Origin of the sequence: Marinobacter sp. LV10MA510-1 (genome assembly GCF_002563885.1) — a bacterium.
GTDB lineage: Bacteria > Pseudomonadota > Gammaproteobacteria > Pseudomonadales > Oleiphilaceae > Marinobacter.
In genome coordinates this window covers 897330-911169 of record NZ_PDJA01000001.1, presented here as the reverse complement: position 1 = coordinate 911169, position 13840 = coordinate 897330, and the positions used below count along the sequence as shown (strand labels likewise).

Genomic DNA, 13840 nt, shown 5'->3' with positions numbered 1-13840 from the left:
CTTTCAGCCTCGGTCACTGGAGGGCCGCTGGCGTTTGGCAACACACAGGCCGACGTCGCATGCAGGCGCAGTCTGATAAATTAAACATTGGCGGAAACCCTGCCCGCAATGAGTAGACTAAGATGAATAATTATCGTGGAACACAACTTTTTAGCATTGCCTTGTTCAGCCTTTTGCTGTTGACGGCTTGCAACAAGCCCCCTGGAAACTTCGAAGGTATACAACAGAATATCTTGAACGCCGTCAACGTAGCGGATGCCAACGTGACAAAAAACGTCAAGATGGTTCTTCTAGAAAACACCGCTATGAATGGCTTTGATATTAACGTGACCACGCGGAAGGGTGATGTGCGCGTGGTTGGCGTGGTCGACACGCAAAACCAAATCGATACGACTATAAAACTCGCGCAGGGGGCAGACGGCGCCCACACCATCCATAATGAATTGATTATCAAGAATTGAGCCGGCTGCGGACTATTCTCTTTAAAGGAATTTTCTGCAGTGTCGTTCTCTACAGCCTGAGTGATTGGTGAAGCCTATGAGCCATATTGAAATCCATCGATCACACCGCGTAGGTTGGCTTCGCGCTGCCGTCCTCGGTGCAAACGACGGAATAGTGTCTACGGCGAGTCTTATTATTGGTGTTGCTGCGGCCAGCAGCGCTCATGAAGGCATTCTTCTGGCAGGACTTGCCGGTCTGGTTGCAGGCGCTATGTCTATGGCCGCGGGTGAGTACGTGTCCGTTAGCTCTCAGTCTGATACTGAAAAAGCCGACCTGGCGATTGAAAAAAAATCATTAGCAGAAGACTTTGAGTCCGAAACAGAGGAGCTCGCTCTGATTTACGAACGCCGAGGGCTTGAATCGGCTCTGGCGAAGCAGGTTGCTGAACAGCTGATGGCCCACGATGCACTGGGCGCACATGCCAGGGACGAGATCGGTATCTCGGAAAGTGCCCGCGCCCAGCCTGTTCAGGCAGCGTTCTCTTCGGCAGGCACTTTTACCGTAGGTGCCGCACTTCCGTTAGCGGCGGCGTGGGTTGTACCCGGGAGCCAGCTTATTTCTGTAGTTGCCGTGTCTTCACTGGTTTTTCTCGCTTTTCTAGGCGCGATTGCCGCAAGGGCAGGTGGTGCACCAATGGTGTTTGGTGCAATCAGAGTGACATTTTGGGGTGCTCTGGCAATGGCGCTCACGGCAGGTGTAGGTCGAATATTTGGTGTGATTGCATGATGCTGCGGATCATCACACACCCTGCGGTCAGGATCGCTGTTCCGCTTGTTATTGCGGTGATTGTGGTTTTTGCACTTCACCGTTTTGCTACCCACGTAACATGGAACGACGTAAAAGCCGATCTTGTAGCGGCGTCTCCCATCTTACTGCTCAAAGCCCTCGCTTTCACCGCGCTCAGTTTTGTCGGGATCTCTTTGTACGATGCTCTTGCCGTCAACTTGGTCGCGCCGTCAAAGGTGCCTTTTCGCATTGCCGCATTGGCTGGAGCGGCAGGCTACGCCATATCCGGATTGTTAGGCGTCTCCTACCTCACGGGCACGGCCGTCCGCTACCGTGTTTATTCTTCGTTCGGCCTCGACTTGGCATCAGTCACCGGGGTCATCGCGATATCCTGGACTGGCTTTTGTTCGGGGCTGGCGCTGGTGTTTGGCGGTCTGCTGGTATTTCACCCATTGGGTTTGAGCGCGATCTTGCCAATAACGCCAGCGCTTGAAACCGGAGCAGGTCTTGCAATTCTGGGAGGGCTGGCTGCCTATATGTTTTGGCTGGCTACAGGCAAACGAAAGCTGAAGGCGGGAGGTTTCGGAATCCCCCTGCCAGGCGCGAAACTGGGCACGCTACTGACGGGCGCAGGGCTGCTCGATCTGACCAGCGCTGCGATGGTGCTCTACGTCCTGATGCCTGCGGACTTAGTGCAGAACCTGCCTTATTTCGTGACCGTCTTCTTTGGCGCTGTCGCGTTAGGCATGCTCAGCCACTCCCCGGGCGGTTTAGGCGCGTTTGAGGCGACGATCATTGCGGGATTAGGCGCCAAGGGTCGTTCGGACGTTCTGGCGGCACTTTTGCTCTATCGTGTCATCTACACAATCGCCCCCTTTATCGTCGCGACTTTGGGCCTGAGCCTGATGACGGCCATGGCGCGACGGCGTGAACTGACCGGCGGTGTGCAAATGATCTGGCGCGCGTTCCGGCCACTGGTTCCGCCCGTCGCAGCAGGAATCGTTCTGCTTGCCGGAGTACTTCTTCTGGTATCGGACAGCCTGCCTGCCGAACAATCGCGCCTAGGTGTGTTGCGCGACCTTCTGCCCCTATCTTTTATTGAAGTGTCCCATCTGGTGGGTAGCATGCCGGGATTTTTTTGATCGTTGTGGCAAGGGGTCTGTATCGCAAACTTTACCGCGCCTGGGTGATGGCGATGGCGCTGATTGCCTTGGGCTTGCTCGCGTCATTACTGAAAGGGCTGGACTGGGAGGAATCCCTCTCAATGGGGCCAACCTTTCAAAACACGCTCCCCGGTCGAAGTGTCAAGATGAACTCTAAGACCCCTCGTAACAAACGTCAACTATTTCTATATACCACCCTATTCTGACGTATGTGCCATGCGATGCCTGACGCCCGGTTAGGGCACAGTCCAAACTGACAGCGGATACAGGTAGTTTACACGCTGCACTCAGAGGATTTTGTTTGCGACGACTCTGGGCACGAACTAGGCTGGAATCAGAGCGTGATATACATACCACCGGATCAGTTGGCCAATTCATCGACGGTTGAACCACTAAAGTTCTTCCGGGAAGTACCGATAACAGAAAGAGTATTTCGAAGGAGATAAAAGGACGGATTTAAATCACATATCGCAATCAACAAGCCAGCAGGGCGTGTATTCAAATGGTTCTGCAAGAATCGTCCGCGAAGCGCCGATTGCTGCGGACTTTAAGGACAGCGAGGTTCCATCGGTAATTTACCATGGAGCGAAAGAGAACTCTTTGGATACCGGTGGCTTTGTTATTGATAAAATATACAAGATGCCGCAAGAAAGTCATGAAGCGACCAATGCCAGGTTGGATGAGATGATGGTGGCGTTGTCCACTGGTGTCGCCACGGCGTCAGCTGGCCTCAAGCGTAGCTTTGATACGGCAATGGAGTCTCTATCACCCGATCTGCAAGAAAAGGATTGGGGGTTTTCCGTGTCAAACGGTTCATTGGAATTCTCGGAAGGCAGCGATGCCCTAACAACTGAGGAGCGCGCCACCCTCAAGAGCGCGTTCTCAGTAGCAGATGTTGAATATCAGGCCAACCAAGTGGCTTCTACGATGATTCGGGCATTGGAGCTGAATCGGGGGCCAGCTGGCGTGAGTAATGGTATCGGCCGATTCGACGTATCCCAGGGGAATTTTGGGGATATTGTTGATCTTCGTTCCTACCTGCAAGTGCATGAACCAGGCGGGAGCTATGACCTGAACCCGATTGATCCCAATGATTACGAAAGTCGCTTCGCTTACGGCGGGCGCGCTTTAATGGGCCAGATTAGCGCTAACGCATCTGCTGAATATGCCAAACCTGCGGATTTTGGACTGATTACGGTGTAAAAGGAGACGAGGCCCAAGCACTTCTTGGGCCTCAGGTACTTACTTACTGAATGGTCTGATCGCAGACGTGTCCTAAGGTCACGGCTGGATAGTTCTCGCCTCCGACTCCGACTTCCTCGGGATCTGTATCCTTCACCCGAATCGCCCATTCCCCAACATTGAACTCTGACAGCCATGTATAGCCACCCGAATAATCCGTGGTGGAATAATTGCCAGTGCAATCGGGCAACGAGATGATATTACCGGCGATACCGCTCGAATTGCTGATCGCTGTGTCGATTGTCAATGGTATGTCATCGGTATAATATTTGAAAGTCACCTCTGCTCCCTCAACAGGATTGCCACTTGAGTCCAGAACTCGCATGGAACAATCCAACTCATTATGCACTTGGTCAGTCAGAAAAGGGGAAGTGCTCATACGAACCAAATTTTCATCACTTCCGACATCGACGCTGTCTGAAGCAGTGACGCGCGCTCCCACCACCAGTTCATAATCGTGCGCCGGATTCACTGCCACCGCCGGGTTTGGGGAAATTCGAATATTGAGCGTGAAGGGCGCTGGCAAGCCTCCAAGATTATGGAGCATATTCGCGCCAAGAGTGTTCCAGACGGTGCCGGTGAAATACTCAATAACCCATTCGTTCTGGCCGTAGCTGTCCGTCAACTGGATCTGCAGATCCTGACCATTTTCTGCCACGAAATTGAAATAGTCGATATCCTGGGCACTGTTTATACTCCCAACCATCGGCGTCCGATCATCAGGTATTGGTGTTGATAGACTTGCCGCGTCATTGAGTTCGTTGGCATCCGCAGCCGTGTTCACCGCTGCACCAAACTGGAAAGCGGAACCATCAGAGACATTGGCATCCATCGACCAATAGTAATCACCGGGTTCAGTGAGCGCCAAGAGTCCTTCATCGGCATTTCCGGGTTGGTCCGATGTTCCCAGTGACGTCAGCGTATCGTCTGCCTCATGTTTGATCAGTGTCAGGGCGAAATCCGTGTTGGCATTCTGCCCAGTCAGGAACACTTGGGTTTTGGCGCGCTGTGTTATCTTGAAGCGATAGCAGTAAGAGCCGCCGGTAGTCGTGCCATCTAATGTGTAAGCAGTACCCGTGTTGAGGGTGGTGCAGAGCGGAGTGGTGGCGTTGGTCGTTACTTTCGCTTGCGTATGTGAAACTGCCGCCAATGGATCGCCAGCGCTAGGGTGGCGTTTGGACGGCTCAAACGGACGAACCGGTACTGCTTCAAAGTTGTAGTAGCTTTTTTCGAGTTGGGCAGGTGCATTCGCGCCGGTGGTGCCTGAGGTCGTTTCGACCTTGGACAGCGCCTATCGAGCCGGTGAAAGCGGAACAGGTGTCGCTGCCATGAGCGACGGTGAGGCAATGGCGCAAGCTACGACCCACGCAAAGGAAATTGTTCTGTTTTTCTGCACGGTGCTCTCCTTCTATCAATTAACGCACTCTTGTTGGCGCGACCGCCTAAAGAATAGTAAGTCTCTATTAGTTCTGTGTAACAAATTGTTTCGTTTGTTTATCTTTTGAAATCCTTTAGGCAAGCGCTTTGCCACGGTGGCTAGAAGAAGTCAGGCGGTTCCTGGCCGGGGATATGGAGGCGACACGGGCGCATGAACTGATGGAGCAGATGCGGGACGCTGGGCTACCGATCTAACCGAAGGCTCTATTCTCAAATAATGTGGGTCCGCCTCGATGTTTGCGGGCTCATTGTCACGGAATGTGATCTCGCGACGAGGGATGTTTGCGGGCCGCTACATCTATTCGCGCTTCAGGAATTTTGTCTATGGAGGCCTGGGGAGCTACTATACTAGGTAATGATCAAAACGCCGGATGCAATCCGCTAGATAGGCTGGCCGATTAGCTAAAGTTATTCCGGTAAGTCCCGATAACAAGAATAGGGAGTATTCCGAAGGGGTTAGAGTATGGGCGTTAATCACATACTGCAATTGGCAAACACAACAGCGTGTTTACTCGAATGGTTATCTGTGAGATGCCAACCAACTTTGGCTTTCAAAGCACGCAGAAGCGGCCATTGTCTACCACGCTTAAAAAATGGATGCATACCTTGATGCAAAGGTTCGCTCAAATAATATATAGGTATTTAGCGGAGGCATTGTTGTGATATCTACCATAAGCAGCCAACCATTTGGAGTGCAAAATAAATACGCTAGTTTGGAAAAAACGGGATCTGGAATCGAAGAGAAAGCCATCAAGGACGGTGCTAGTCCTGAAAATAGTAACAACAATGTTACTATTTCAGATGCTGGCCGAAAAGCACTAGAGGTCTCCAGGGGTGGTCAATCCCCTAGCTATTACGAACAGTTTATGCCGACTTATGACGGATTTACAGCTGCTAATATTGCATTAGGTGTCAAAGAGCCTGATCGTGATACATTTTCTGCTGGAAAAGATTTTGGCCAGGTTGCGATAGATGCACGCGCTAGTATGGATAATAATTATGAGCGTCTGGAGTCGATTGGAAAGTCATATCCGCCAAATAACGCACCTGCAGAAAGCAGAAATTCGTTACTGGGTGAGCTTGATAGGCGAGCACTCTATGCTGTTGCAAGTAATCAAGGCGAAATGTTTACAAAAGATGAGCAGGCCATAGCTCGAAATAAAATGAATCAACAACAGGGGCTTGCCATGGGGCTCTATAACGGTCCGACGAGCGAAAAGGACCAGTTTTTCGACCCTTTTGTTGGTGATAGAGTTTCTAGATTTAAAGCTGCGATAGAATTTTTAGACGCTGTAGGAAATGAAGAAAAAGGGACTTCTTTTGAATATGCGTACCAACGCGCGGCCGTTCAGAGAGTATACGAAAGAGCGTCAATCCAAAGCGGAGAGACTCCAGAGGAATTGATACCAGACAGTCCTCTCATCAGGTTGTTGTATGAAGCTATGGAAGCCGCAGAGACGTCTGAATCAAGAAGTATTACGGAAGGCCTGATTCTGAATGCGGAGGATATACAAAAACAGTCTTGGTTTAGTGGGTATGAAAGTAGATTGGATGATTCTATAAACGCTACCAGAGAGCTATACGTACCCAGCTTCACTAAATAAATAGCCGAAAAGACATTATCTTATAAATAATTCACTGTGCAATGTATATGTACGTTACACAGTGAAGTAATCCTAGTCAGATCAGGTTAAAAAAAATTTATTCTACGGTAAATCGTACAGAATACTCACCAGTAAAAAAGTTTTTTAGAATTACTTGTGATTCACAATCCGACGCAGGCTCAGCTCCATCTGAGAACTGGTATAGAGATCCGACTTTAATTACCGACCAGTTAAATCTGTAGCTTCGATAAGTGAAAGCACCTGCACCTGCATCAGCGGTGCCGGGATTTCTAATACAACAACGCTGGTATCGTTCGCAAATAACGGAGTTGGCGCTGGAGGTGTCACAATTCCAGACGTATTTGATCTGATTAAAGTTTCATCTGAATTGCTGTCATTCACCAGCTCTATAGTCGTGGCCACCGCGAGAGTCGGTAGTGATGTGGCAAACAATAAAGCTGCAAAGATCAAACGTAATGGTCTTATCTGTCTCATAATATTCCCCTAAGAGCTGATATTCATTCGCGTACCCGCTATTAGAATTAACGGCGGATTTCTCGCTCTGTTCGCCCAATGAGGGTAGTTGCAGAATTGAGTTTTTAAAGCGCAACTCATGCTGAAATGAAAATTATTTAGCAAGGGCCTGTCGTCGACTAATTACTGCGCAACTTTATGAATTGTGGCAAAAACAGTGTCAAAATCATTCATACTAAAGGCTTAGCGTACAATTTTTTCCGTTTCGTGAGCTGACCCCTCAATGCTTGCCACTATGGCCGTACTGGGGCTTTTTCGCCCGGCGTTTTATCGTGCTGACAGCGTATCGGTGTTCCGATTAAACGGGATCTGGATCGTTACCACGCTGGCCCTTTTGGCAGCGGTATTCTGGATCGGGCTTTTTGCCTATTCCCATTTACCGTATCGCAATGTGCTCTGGTGGGATTTTACCTGGCACGGGGACGCGTCACGATTCCTGCGGGCCAGTCTTGTGAGTGCGATTACTCTGGCTGTGATCACGTTCAACTCTTTGATGATCGGTAAGGCCAGCCGCAAGCGATTGGAGCCGGTTCCCGATGTGGTACGCAGACTCGTTGCTGCCAGTGAAGATTCCGAGGCGAGCATTGCGCTGACGGGGGACAAGTCATTTCTCGTTGCCGATGATCAGAGCGCTTTCATCGCGTATGCCGACACCGGCCATTCGCTGATTGCGAAGGGCGATCCGGTAGGTAATGCGATAGTGGCCAGGAAACTTGTCTGGCAATTTCGTGAAATGGCCGACCGACAGGGAAAACGATGCGCCTTCTATGCGGTATCGCTGACCTACATGGAGGTCTTTCTAGATCTTAGCCTGTCGATCCTCAAAATCGGAGAGGTAGCGCGGGTTGACCTGCGCGGGTTCACGCTCGACGGCTCAAACAGGAAAGCGTTACGCCAGGCACGCAACCGTTCCGAGCGCGACGGTTACGTGTTTGAAGTGATTCCTGCGGTCGGGCTTGCTTCATCAATGGCTGAGTTGCGATCGATCTCAGATGCATGGCTCAAAAGTAAACAGGGAGAAGAGAGGGGGTTTTCGCTTGGGGCCTTCGAAGAAGGCTATATCGCCAATTTCGACGTGGCCGTATTGCGCAGTAAGGCGGGCGAGATTATCGCTTTCGCTAATCTCTTCAAGGGCTCTAACGTGCATGAATTGTCATTCGATCTTATGCGTTATCGTCCCGGCGGTTCCGGGTTCGCGATGGATGCGCTGCTCGCGGAGCTCATGCTCTGGGGTGCAGCCCAGGATTATCGCTGGTTCTCACTGGGTGCCGCGCCCTTTTCGGGCATAGAAAACCGTCAATTGGCACCCATCTGGAACCGCATTGGCGGCTTCGTCTACGAGCACGGCGAACATTTTTACAATTTCGAAGGGCTCAGGGCCTTTAAAGAGAAATTTGATCCGGAGTGGAGCCCGATTTATCTGGCCACCCTGGCGGACTGGCTGCGCCCAGGATTCTTAATGAACTCAATGTGCTGATTTCGGGCGGGTTTCGCCGACTGATGAAGTAGGGTGGTGAGGGAGTTCAGCGTAAAAAACTTTCTGAGATAAACCACAATCTGTCAATTTTTGACATTTTTCTGATGAAACCTCCACAAAGCCATGACATGGGGTGGGCTAACGTAGCCACTCAATGTCAGGCCGACTCTATCAGTCGTCAATGTGGTGGTCATTTTCATAATGAAACAATTCTTACCGCTTCAATTGCAGGGGTTTATTGCCGCCGGCGGCCTTGCCACGCTGTTCCATTGGTTTGTGATGGCAGCTCTGATCGGCGCAGGCCTGGAGCCAACACTGGCAACCGCAAGTGGAAGCGTTTCTGGCGCCGTACTCAACTATGGCCTTCAACGCCGACTGGCATTCCGCAATGCCGGTCCCCACAGGGTAACGCTCTGGCGCTATATCGGCTCCTGCTTTGTTGCCTGGCTGTGCAATCTCGTCTTTTTCTTCCTGATCCATAACGTTCTGACACTTTCCGTACCGCTGTCACAAGTCGTAACCACAGCTCTTGTCGCTGCACTGAATTACATCGTCTACCAAAGGTTGGTCTTCCATGAACAAACGCGTTGAATTCCCTGTTTTACCGTTTGATGGCCCGCTTGATAAGCCGCTGCTATCACTGGTGGTGCCGCTTTTCAACGAGCGCCCGATGCTGCCACCATTCTTCGACCGGGTTTTACCTGTGCTTGCCAAGCTGGATCTACGCTGGGAAGTTGTGCTGATTGATGATGGCAGTGACGATGGCAGTGCCCAGTACATTCGCAGTGTTATCGACCGAACGCCCGGCGTCCGCCTTGTCAAACTGAGCCGGAATTTCGGCAAGGAAGCTGCAATGACGGCGGGGATGGAACACGCAAGGGGCGATGCGGTGATCGTGCTGGACGCTGATCTGCAAGATCCGCCCGAGCAGATTCCGGCTATGGTCGAATGCTGGCAATCTGGTGTTGACGTTGTTCTGATGCAGCGTCGTTCACGGGCGGGCGAAACCGTTTTCAAACGCTGGAGTGCACACCTTTTTTACCGTTTGCTGAACTGGACCAGTCGAACCAATATTCCGGTGGATACCGGCGATTTCCGGTTGATGAGCCGCAAAGCCGTTAACGCTCTGTTGGTGCTGACGGAGCGCAATCGTTATATGAAAGGGTTGTTTGCCTGGATTGGCATGCCTACTCAGGTTATCCAGTACGACCGTGAATCGCGAGTGGCCGGGGAGACGAAATGGGATTACCCAGGGCTGGTAGGCCTGGCTCTTGAAGGGCTGACTTCTTTTTCTATTTCACCGTTGCGCTGGGCGACTGTGATCGGGCTCATTGCCGCCAGTATGGGCGCGGTCTTCGGACTGTGGATCGTGGTTAAGGCCATCATGCTGGGCGATGCGACCAGCGGTTATCCCTCGCTTGTGGCCATTATCAGTTTTTTGGGGGGTATTCAGCTGATGAGCGTAGGCATCGTGGGCGAATACGTCGGTAAGACCTATATGGAGTCAAAGCAGCGGCCGGTCTACCTGACAGAGGAAGTCGTTGAAAGTCGGGATGGCCTGCGCCAACAGGTTAACCAAAAAATGACGGAGACGCGTCATGTCAAAGCGGTTTAACGTTTGGCTGCTGATACTGGCTGCAATAATGGTCAGTCGCTTCATCGGCATGGCGCTGTTTCCCTTTGCTGACACCACCGAGCCCCGTTACGCCGAGATTGCCCGCCTGATGGCCGAAACCGGTGACTGGATTACACCCTGGTTTGAGCCCGGCGTTCCGTTCTGGGGCAAGCCACCTTTGTCATTCTGGGCCCAGGCAGCGGCTACCAAGGTGTTTGGGGTTTCGGAGTTTTCGCTGCGTTTTCCCGCCTGGCTGGCAACGCTTGCCATGGTATGGTTGGTTTGGCGACTGGCGCGGCAACTCTGGAGTGTTCAGGTGGCGCAGTGGAGCAGCCTGGTTTTCGCCACCATGGCCCTGACATACATCAGCGCCGGCGCGGTGATGACAGACGCCTTTTTGGCCCTGGGCACAACCCTTACGTTAGTCAGTTTCTGTTTGGTAATGATGGGGGAAGGCGGTCGGTGGCGCTGGCTTTTCTTTGTTGGCCTTGTGATTGGGCTGTTGTCCAAGGGGCCTTTGGCCCTGGTACTGGTCGGGATTCCCATCGTGTTGTGGTTATTGCTGTCATGGCGGGAGGCCGTCAACAATCTGAGGCGACTGCCTTGGTGGCGGGGCACCCTGATGACGGCCGTGCTGGCTTTCCCATGGTACATACTGGCCGAGTTAAAGACGCCGGGATTTCTGGACTACTTTATTATTGGTGAACATGTCCGCCGGTTTCTGGATCCGGGGTGGGCGGGTGATCTTTATGGCAGCGCCCATAATCAGCCAAAAGGTATGATCTGGATGTTCTGGTTGTGGGCCTCGTTCCCCTGGGGCATAGTCGCTTTGCTCAGCTTGGCACTGGTGTGGTTCAGGGGCAAAAGACACGGCATTGTAAGCAGGACACTATCGAACCCGGGCGTTAGCTTTTTGCTGGTAAGCGCACTGGCACCGATGCTGTTTTTCACGCTCGCAGGCAATACACTCTGGACTTATATACTGCCCTCATTGCCGTTTACTGCCATTTTGATCGGCCGCTGGGTGTCAGAATGTAAGCCTTTCTGGTTATCATCTGTGCGCGGTGGTTTGGTGGCGCTTGTGCCTGTCTTACTGACCGTGTTCGTGGGTGTCGCCACCATGGGCTGGACGCAGCTCAAAACAGAGAAGGAACTGGTAAGCTATTATGAGCAGGTCAGGGAAGCCGATGACAGCCCGTTGATCTATCTGGGCGATCTGCCATTTTCAGCCAGATTTTACTCAGGTGGAATGGCTCTGGAAGTCACGGGAGACGGTTTGGATGATTTGCCCGGTACTGACGCATTTCAACATCTGTATGTTGCAGTACCCCAAAAATGGTCAAGCGAAAAAGTGGTTGATTTATTACCGTCCGCCAGAAAAGTGATGGAAAATAAGCGCTATCAATTGCTGGTTATTGATGGATTACGCCGTGATCAGCAATCGGTGTCTGACACCAACGGAGTTCGCTCGGATGACATCTAATCAAGATTCTCTCCAGGCTTCCTTACAAAACTTTAGCCAAGTTTCTCGGAAGGTTCCTGCTCAGTCTCCTCTCAGGCTGCTGATCATCGAAGACCAGGTCGATCTGGCTGAAAACCTGTTTGAGTTTCTGGGTGAAGATCGCTACAGCCTGGATTTTGCGGCGGACGGTTTAACGGCTTTGCACCTGCTGGCAACGCAAAGCTATGACGTGATAGTTCTTGACCTGATGCTACCCGGCGTCAATGGTTATGATATTTGTCGGCGTATCCGTCAAGACCTGCAATGCCAAACCCCAGTCATTTTGATGACGGCACTCAGCGCCCTTAGCGACAAGGAAAAAGGCTTTGATTGCGGCGCGGATGATTACCTGGTGAAGCCGTTTGAACTGCGCGAACTCCAGCTAAGAATCGATGCTCTGCATCGGCGCCATTCACCGCAAAGGCCGGTTTTAACGGCTGGCGATATGAGGTTCGATCCGGGTACTCTGGAAGTGAAGCTGCGTGGATCAAAAACGACCTTGTCTGGCACTCCGGCCCGCCTGTTTGAGTTGTTGATGCGGGCGTATCCGAGCTTTCTCAGCCACGAGGCGTTAACCGATGCGGTATGGGGCGCTCACCATGGAGAAACCGAGGGCAACAGTCTTCGCACCCATATCTATACGCTTCGAAAATCCTTGCATGCAGGCTTGGGCAATGGGCTGGTAAAAACAATTCATGGGCGGGGGTACAGCCTGGAAGTGCCAGCAACAGGGAATCCTGAAACGCCATGAAGTCGTCTTTGACCGCACGCCTGGTGCGAACGCTTTTTTTTCTGATTGCAGCCACCACAGCAACGTCGATGCTTATTGTCGAAGTGTTTGTTAATGACGTTGAGGACACTATTCTGCGTTTGGAGCTAAAGGCTGAAGCCGAGTATTTCGCGGAGCAACTTCAGCAAGGGCGTTTTCAGACCATTAAGACTGCGCAGCTTGAGGCTGTTTTTCAGCCAGAAGGCGAGGCAGACGCCGTGTTACCGGAATATTTCCGGAGCCTTTCCTTGCCATTTTCCCGGGAAATTGAAGTAGGGCAGACAACGCTGCTGATTTACGGCGAACAGCTGGAAGCGCCCTATGGCAAGCTCTTTCTGGCCAAAGACATCACCATCATGGAGAATCGTGAGAGATTGGTTCTGCTCGTCCTGGTGGGTGTGGCGGGTTTAATGCTGCTTATTGGCTTTTTCGTTGCCCGCACAGGAGCGCAGTACCTGATACGTCCTTTCAGAAAGCTAACCCACGAAGTACTGAACACAGTGCCCGGGGCCTCGATGGAGCAAATTGCCACGGACTATCGTGATCAGGAGTTTTGCGATATTGCCGAGGCGTTTAACCGTTTTCTATCTGCGCTTGAACACCATATCGAGCGGGAAAAATCGTTTGTGAAGCTGGCCAGCCATGAACTTCGTACGCCTCTGGCGGTGATGAGTGGCGCTTTGAATGTATTGGAACAACGCCAAAGCTTGTCGGCGCCTGATCAGAAAACCCTCGCCCGTATTCGTCGAGCCATGCAAACCATGCGCGACGATACCGACGTACTGCTTGAGCTTGCCCGCAGTGAGGCGTCCGAAGGCGACGCCAGAACCATTGTGCTGCAGGACATCGTTCAAAACACCATTGATGACCTGGAGCATGGAAATCCGGCTCACGCCGGGCGAATCACTGTCTGCAACAACAACCTTGAGCTGAGAGTTAAAACCCATCCCGCTTTGGTGCGAATGTTGCTCCGTAACCTGCTGCAGAATGCGCTAAGGCACACTCATGCCGGAGTGGAGGTTCGCATGATCGAAAACAGAATCTCGGTGCGAGACTTCGGCCCCGGGCTTCCTAGCAAAATAACGGAGCACTTGAGCGCTATCGGAGCGCCCAGTGCCATTACCTCCACGGCCGGAGAGCTCAGTAATACCACCTTTGGGTTGCTGATCGTTCGGTTGGTTTGTGAACGACTGGGCTGGGAGCTGGAAATCGCACAGTCAGACAACAGAGGAACGGAGTTCCTGATACACCTTCACAATCGTGCCTGACAG

At 51.9% G+C, this 13840-nt stretch carries 13 protein-coding genes; 11 read left to right on the top strand and 2 right to left on the bottom strand.

Annotated elements, in window-relative coordinates:
• The first annotated feature begins 122 nt into the window (after window positions 1-122).
• The 4 genes from ATI45_RS04350 (at window position 123) to ATI45_RS04330 (ending at window position 3593) form a co-directional block, all read left to right on the top strand.
• Window positions 123-461 carry a BON domain-containing protein gene (locus ATI45_RS04350; protein WP_098418424.1) on the top strand — a complete coding sequence of 113 codons (339 nt, stop codon included), beginning with the start codon at window positions 123-125 and terminating at the stop codon, window positions 459-461.
• A 76-nt stretch (window positions 462-537) separates the two neighbouring features.
• On the top strand, window positions 538-1227 hold the full coding sequence (locus ATI45_RS04345) for a VIT1/CCC1 transporter family protein (protein WP_098418423.1): 690 nt from the start codon (window positions 538-540) through the stop codon (window positions 1225-1227).
• A complete protein-coding gene (locus ATI45_RS04340) occupies window positions 1224-2369 on the top strand; it encodes a lysylphosphatidylglycerol synthase transmembrane domain-containing protein (RefSeq protein WP_143751130.1) in 1146 nt (381 codons plus the stop codon). The genes ATI45_RS04345 and ATI45_RS04340 overlap by 4 nt, the downstream gene beginning before the upstream one ends.
• Before the next feature lie 513 nt (window positions 2370-2882).
• Window positions 2883-3593: a hypothetical protein gene (locus ATI45_RS04330; protein WP_143751129.1), complete on the top strand. Its 711-nt coding sequence runs from the start codon at window positions 2883-2885 to the stop codon at window positions 3591-3593.
• A 43-nt stretch (window positions 3594-3636) separates the two neighbouring features.
• Here the strand turns inward: ATI45_RS04330 and ATI45_RS04325 are convergent, their stop codons facing one another.
• Window positions 3637-4782 carry a hypothetical protein gene (locus ATI45_RS04325; protein ID WP_098418419.1) on the bottom strand — a complete coding sequence of 382 codons (1146 nt, stop codon included), beginning with the start codon at window positions 4780-4782 and terminating at the stop codon, window positions 3637-3639.
• 946 nt (window positions 4783-5728) lie between these two features.
• Between ATI45_RS04325 and ATI45_RS04320 the strand changes: the two genes are divergently transcribed.
• Window positions 5729-6673 carry a hypothetical protein gene (locus ATI45_RS04320; protein WP_098418418.1) on the top strand — a complete coding sequence of 315 codons (945 nt, stop codon included), beginning with the start codon at window positions 5729-5731 and terminating at the stop codon, window positions 6671-6673.
• A 219-nt stretch (window positions 6674-6892) separates the two neighbouring features.
• Here the strand turns inward: ATI45_RS04320 and ATI45_RS21815 are convergent, their stop codons facing one another.
• The gene (locus ATI45_RS21815) at window positions 6893-7168 is read right to left on the bottom strand and encodes a hypothetical protein (RefSeq protein ID WP_143751128.1); all 276 of its coding nucleotides are present in this window, start codon (window positions 7166-7168) and stop codon (window positions 6893-6895) included.
• Window positions 7169-7430: 262 nt separating this feature from the next.
• Between ATI45_RS21815 and ATI45_RS04315 the strand changes: the two genes are divergently transcribed.
• The 6 genes from ATI45_RS04315 (at window position 7431) to ATI45_RS04290 (ending at window position 13837) form a co-directional block, all read left to right on the top strand.
• Window positions 7431-8684 (top strand): phosphatidylglycerol lysyltransferase domain-containing protein, encoded by a 1254-nt coding sequence (locus ATI45_RS04315; RefSeq protein ID WP_218926111.1) that lies wholly within the window; start codon window positions 7431-7433, stop codon window positions 8682-8684.
• 201 nt (window positions 8685-8885) lie between these two features.
• Entirely contained in the window at window positions 8886-9275 is a 390-nt protein-coding gene (locus tag ATI45_RS04310; RefSeq protein WP_098418417.1) for a GtrA family protein, read from the top strand.
• Window positions 9259-10299, top strand: a complete 1041-nt coding sequence (locus tag ATI45_RS04305; RefSeq protein ID WP_098418416.1) for a glycosyltransferase family 2 protein — start codon at window positions 9259-9261, stop codon at window positions 10297-10299. Before ATI45_RS04310 ends, ATI45_RS04305 begins: the two co-directional genes overlap by 17 nt.
• Window positions 10283-11782: an ArnT family glycosyltransferase gene (locus ATI45_RS04300; RefSeq protein WP_098418415.1), complete on the top strand. Its 1500-nt coding sequence runs from the start codon at window positions 10283-10285 to the stop codon at window positions 11780-11782. Before ATI45_RS04305 ends, ATI45_RS04300 begins: the two co-directional genes overlap by 17 nt.
• Entirely contained in the window at window positions 11718-12551 is an 834-nt protein-coding gene (locus ATI45_RS04295; protein WP_228735933.1) for a response regulator transcription factor, read from the top strand. The genes ATI45_RS04300 and ATI45_RS04295 overlap by 65 nt, the downstream gene beginning before the upstream one ends.
• Window positions 12548-13837, top strand: a complete 1290-nt coding sequence (locus ATI45_RS04290; RefSeq protein WP_098418413.1) for a sensor histidine kinase — start codon at window positions 12548-12550, stop codon at window positions 13835-13837. Before ATI45_RS04295 ends, ATI45_RS04290 begins: the two co-directional genes overlap by 4 nt.
• The last annotated feature ends 3 nt before the right edge of the window (window positions 13838-13840 follow it).

What these genes read in the sequence shown, in the direction of transcription:
- ATI45_RS04350 (WP_098418424.1), top strand. Translation starts at nt 123, where the DNA reads ATGAATAATTATCGTGGAACACAACTTTTTAGCATTGCCTTGTTCAGC.
- ATI45_RS04345 (WP_098418423.1), top strand. Translation starts at nt 538, where the DNA reads ATGAGCCATATTGAAATCCATCGATCACACCGCGTAGGTTGGCTTCGC.
- ATI45_RS04340 (WP_143751130.1), top strand. Translation starts at nt 1,224, where the DNA reads ATGATGCTGCGGATCATCACACACCCTGCGGTCAGGATCGCTGTTCCG.
- ATI45_RS21815 (WP_143751128.1), bottom strand. Translation starts at nt 7,168, where the DNA reads ATGAGACAGATAAGACCATTACGTTTGATCTTTGCAGCTTTATTGTTT.
- ATI45_RS04315 (WP_218926111.1), top strand. Translation starts at nt 7,431, where the DNA reads ATGCTTGCCACTATGGCCGTACTGGGGCTTTTTCGCCCGGCGTTTTAT.
- ATI45_RS04310 (WP_098418417.1), top strand. Translation starts at nt 8,886, where the DNA reads ATGAAACAATTCTTACCGCTTCAATTGCAGGGGTTTATTGCCGCCGGC.
- ATI45_RS04305 (WP_098418416.1), top strand. Translation starts at nt 9,259, where the DNA reads ATGAACAAACGCGTTGAATTCCCTGTTTTACCGTTTGATGGCCCGCTT.
- ATI45_RS04300 (WP_098418415.1), top strand. Translation starts at nt 10,283, where the DNA reads ATGTCAAAGCGGTTTAACGTTTGGCTGCTGATACTGGCTGCAATAATG.
- ATI45_RS04295 (WP_228735933.1), top strand. Translation starts at nt 11,718, where the DNA reads ATGGATTACGCCGTGATCAGCAATCGGTGTCTGACACCAACGGAGTTC.
- ATI45_RS04290 (WP_098418413.1), top strand. Translation starts at nt 12,548, where the DNA reads ATGAAGTCGTCTTTGACCGCACGCCTGGTGCGAACGCTTTTTTTTCTG.